This is a genomic window from Streptococcus sp. HMSC057G03, assembly GCF_001808745.1.
GTDB classification, from domain to species: Bacteria; Bacillota; Bacilli; order Lactobacillales; family Streptococcaceae; genus Streptococcus; species Streptococcus parasanguinis_Z.
Genome location: NZ_KV794420.1, coordinates 3,873 through 8,223, shown reverse-complemented (window position 1 = coordinate 8,223; position 4,351 = coordinate 3,873). Strand labels below are relative to the sequence as shown.

General features: G+C 43.6%; 3 protein-coding genes. 2 read left to right on the top strand and 1 reads right to left on the bottom strand.

Annotation, left to right across the window (positions count from 1 at the left end; translation table 11 throughout):
- A partial coding sequence (locus HMPREF2686_RS03025) for an Ig-like domain-containing protein (protein WP_186822857.1) occupies positions 1–1,166 on the bottom strand: 1,166 nt, incomplete at its 3' end.
- A gap of 518 nt (positions 1,167–1,684) precedes the next feature.
- On the opposite strand from HMPREF2686_RS03025, the gene recJ reads away from it, so the two are divergent.
- Together recJ and HMPREF2686_RS03015 are read left to right on the top strand one after the other, a co-directional pair.
- Entirely contained in the window at positions 1,685–3,910 is a 2,226-nt protein-coding gene (gene recJ, locus HMPREF2686_RS03020; protein WP_049506644.1) for a single-stranded-DNA-specific exonuclease RecJ, read from the top strand.
- A partial coding sequence (locus HMPREF2686_RS03015) for a TipC family immunity protein (protein ID WP_148130194.1) occupies positions 3,907–4,351 on the top strand: 445 nt, incomplete at its 3' end. The genes recJ and HMPREF2686_RS03015, both read left to right, overlap by 4 nt.

Here is a 4,351-nt window from a genome sequence, read left to right as displayed (position 1 = left end):
GTAGTTGTGGTTGTAGGCTCTTGAGTCGTAGTAGTAGTTGTAGTAGTCGTAGTGGTTGTTGTAGTTGTTACATCACTATTGAAGACTTGTGCATCTGCTGAAGCTGCTTTGTTAACCCAAGTATTTTCTTTGGTTACAGCTGTTTTGTGTTGATCGCTTGTTAGAGAAGCAACGTTTGTTACGCTCTTGATTTGATCAGCATGTTGTAGAAGTGTTTGGTATGATAGGGTAATTTCGTCTGTAGATTCAACTTTAAATTGGTCGCTGACCTTAGTCAAATCAAGTTTAAATCCGCGAGCTGTCCACTCAATGTATGGTTCTAATGCAAGACCAGACATTGGTAATCCGTTGACAACTAGAGTTTTACCATTGACTCTCAAGTCAAATGATGCTGGAAGGTAGCTTCCAGCTTTGAAGTATTGAGAAACATCTTGACCTTTAGCAGAAGTAATACGGCTATAGTCAAGTGCTGGAAGGTTAGGCATTTGGTCAGTAAAGACGATGCTTGATGCAGCTTCTTTCTTGTCAACAGCATTGTTTACTGAGATGTGCCAAGTTAGGAAACCATCAGTATTTGCATCAGTTACTGTAAGAGTATCTCTCCAGTCTGGAACTCCTGTAGGTCCCCAAATTTTTTGAGCATGTTGGAGATTTGTGTGGTCAGTTCCTCCAGAGTTATACTTCTTGATTGGAAGTAGGACTGGAACTGGACCTTGTCCAGAACGTTTCACGATTGTAGATTCTGAACCGATTTTAATGGTACGTTCTTGGTCTTTACCAGTGGTATTATCTCCATCCCATTTGTACCAGAATGATACGTTTCCTTCAGCTCCTTTATTTCCTCCTTTTACGAAGGTAATAGTCAGAGTCTTACCATCATCTGATACTTTACCGGTTGCAATTTCTTCGCCACTAGCGTTTTTCATTGAGCTAAAAGCAGAAGAAGCAAACTTAACGTCCTCTGGCATAGAAATCTTGAATGTATCTCCGACTTCCACACCTGAATCAATTTCCCAGTGATATGAAATCTTTTCGCCTTCAGTTTTCACTTGGGAAATCTTCACTTGGCTGGTTAATTCTTTTGCTTGGGTACTATATGCACCAATAGAAACTAAAAGTGCTAGGACCGCAAACACAGAAACAACAGCAAAAAATAACTTTTTCATTGATCCTCCAATTTTTTTCTTGTAAAGTCCCCCTTATTTTTTCACATAGTGATAAATATATGTGCGATCGTTTAGCAGTAAAAATTTCTGATTTTGCTCTGTAAATCAGTTATTTGTTCTATATTATCAGTAGTAGAGTAGATTATTTTCAACAGTTCAAAAATTTTCTTCCACTACCATATTCATCTTGAAAGAACCTTACATGGGCCTAACAAGATACAAAACTTCCCCACTAACCTTGACTGTTTCGATCAAAAACACAGGGTTATCACAAGTATAGTATTAGTAATGATAATAAATCACCTAATAGCGAACAGGGACCGATCCCATCAGCTATTTAGATCACAATCATCACAACTATAATTATATGCTTTTATAGACACAAGTCAAGCTAAATGCAACAAAAACAGAGGAAATTGTTCATTTTGTTCCAACCACTACCTGACCTTTTATTTCCCGCCATTTCCGGCTTTCATGATATAATATTCAGATAAGAAAAAGAGGAGACCAAAAGCTAGATGATCACTTCAAAATACGATTGGCAGTTAGCTTCGCCAAGTGCAGATGAGGCCTTTTTAGCCCTTGCCAAAAAAGCAGGCCTAGAAGCATCTGTAGCAACCTTGCTGTATGAGCGTGGTATTCAGACCAAAGAGGATTTAGAAGACTTTTTAGAACCCAAGCTGGAGAAGCTACATGACCCTTATTTGCTCCATGATATGGACAAGGCAGTGGAGCGCATCCGACGGGCCATCGAAGATTATGAGCAGATCCTCATCTACGGAGACTATGATGCGGACGGGATGACCTCAGCCTCCATTATGAAGGAAACCTTGGAGCAGATGGGAGCAGAGGTGCAAGTCTACCTACCTAACCGCTTTACAGACGGCTACGGTCCCAATGAGAGTGTCTACAAATACTTTATCGAGCAACAAGGTATTTCCTTGATTATTACGGTGGACAATGGGGTGGCGGGCAATCAGGCCATCGCTATGGCTCAGGCCATGGGAGTCGATGTCATCGTGACCGACCACCACTCTATGCCAGAGGTTTTACCGGATACATATGCGATCATTCATCCGGAGCATCCAGATGCGGATTATCCCTTCCATTATCTAGCAGGATGTGGTGTGGCCTTTAAGTTGGCCTGTGCCCTCTTAGAGGAAGTACCAGTCGATCTCTTAGACCTGGTAGCAATTGGGACCATTGCTGATATGGTCAGCCTGACAGATGAGAATCGGATTCTAGTCAAATATGGTCTGGGTGTTCTCCAACATACCCAGCGCATGGGCTTGCAGGAACTCTTGGAGATCGCAGGGATTCGTCCGGAGGATGTCAATGAAGAAACGGTTGGTTTTCAGATTGCTCCTCGTCTCAATGCCCTTGGCCGCCTCGATGATCCCAATCCGGCCATTGAACTCCTGACAGGATTTGACGATGAAGAGGCGCACGAGATTGCCCTCATGATTCATCAAAAGAATGAAGAACGAAAAGAGATTGTCCAAGCCATCTATGACGAAGCTAAAACCATGGTCGATCCGAGCTTATCCGCCCAGGTCTTGGCCAAGGAAGGCTGGAATCCAGGGATCCTTGGTATTGTAGCTGGCCGTCTATTAGAAGAGCTTCATCAGCCAGTAATTGTTTTAAGCATCGAAGATGGGCGTGCTAAAGGAAGCGCTCGGAGTCCTGAGTCGGTCAATATCTTTGATGCCCTCGATCCCCACCGGTCGCTCTTTGTCGCCTTTGGCGGGCATGCCGGTGCAGCAGGGATGACCTTAGATGTGGACCAACTCCCTGCCTTGTCTCAGGCCCTTACGGATTACATTGCAGAACAAGAGATTGATCTCAGCAGCAAGTCCACCCTAGCCATCGATGAGGAACTGCATCTAACAGAACTAACGCTTGAGACCTTAAAAAGCTTTGATCGCTTAAGTCCATTTGGCATGGACAATAAAAAACCAGTCTTTCTGGTCCGTAATTTCAAGGTAGAAGGGGCGCGCTCAATGGGAGCCGGCAATACCCACTTGAAACTCAAAATTTCTCAAGAAGATGCGACCTTTGAGGTGGTTGCCTTTGGATTGGGAAGCTTAGAGGCAGAGTTTGCCCAGGCGCAAGACCTAGAGCTAGCTGTGCAATTGTCAGTCAACCAATGGAATGGCCAAACGACCCTTCAACTCATGCTGGTCGATGCGCGTGTCGATGGTGTGCAGCTCTTTAATATCCGCTCTAAAAATGCCAGTCTTCCCGCAGGTGTTCCCGTTCTTGACTTTACCAAAGACCTACCAGATCTAGCAGGAACTTCCGCTGTAGTGGTTGGAAATATCCCTGAAGATTTAGAGGAATTACGGCAAATTTTCCAAGAACATGACTTCCAGGCCGTCTATTTCAAAAATGAGATCGCCAAAGCCTACTATCTAACAGGCTACGGTAGCAGGGACCAGTATGCCAAGCTCTATAAGACCATCTACCAGTACCCAGAGTTTGATGTCCGCTACAAACTGAAAGACCTAGCAGCCTATCTCAAGATCCAGCAGATCCTCTTGGTCAAAATGATCCAGATCTTCCAAGAGCTGGGCTTTGTGACCATTGAAAATGGGGTCATGAAGGTCAATAAAGAAGCAGAAAAACGGGAAATCGCTGAAAGCACCATCTACCAAAAACTCAAACAAACGGTGAAAGAGCAGGAGTTGATGGCCCTTGGGACGGTTCGTGAAATCTATGACTATCTGACAGGACAGACCTTATGAAAAAACACCTAAAACAGTTTCTCTGGCTCAGCCCCTTCCTGCTTTTTGCCCTCTATTGGCTGGGGATCTACTGGAGTTTGAGAAACCCCATGGAGGAGATTGTTTACTCCGAAAATGGTGGGATAATGCGAAATATGATTGTCAAGTCCTACACTCAAACAATCGGAAGTGGAGCTCCTTGGAAGGAAGATGAAGGATTTCAGACTTTTCCCTATTCTGATAAAATCGTTGGTGGAAAGGCGCATCTAGCTGTTACTATGTTTAGAGGCACTGCAGATTGGTTCTATATGTACAAATACAAATTAAATGAAAGTACCTCAGTTAATCTGATATTTGAATATGACGCCTCTAAAAAGATTTTTTACCAAAGTGACCTCTATCTGACAATCAATGAGACAAGCTACGAGGGCCAGCAACTTCTTGATCAACTTGCCACCTACG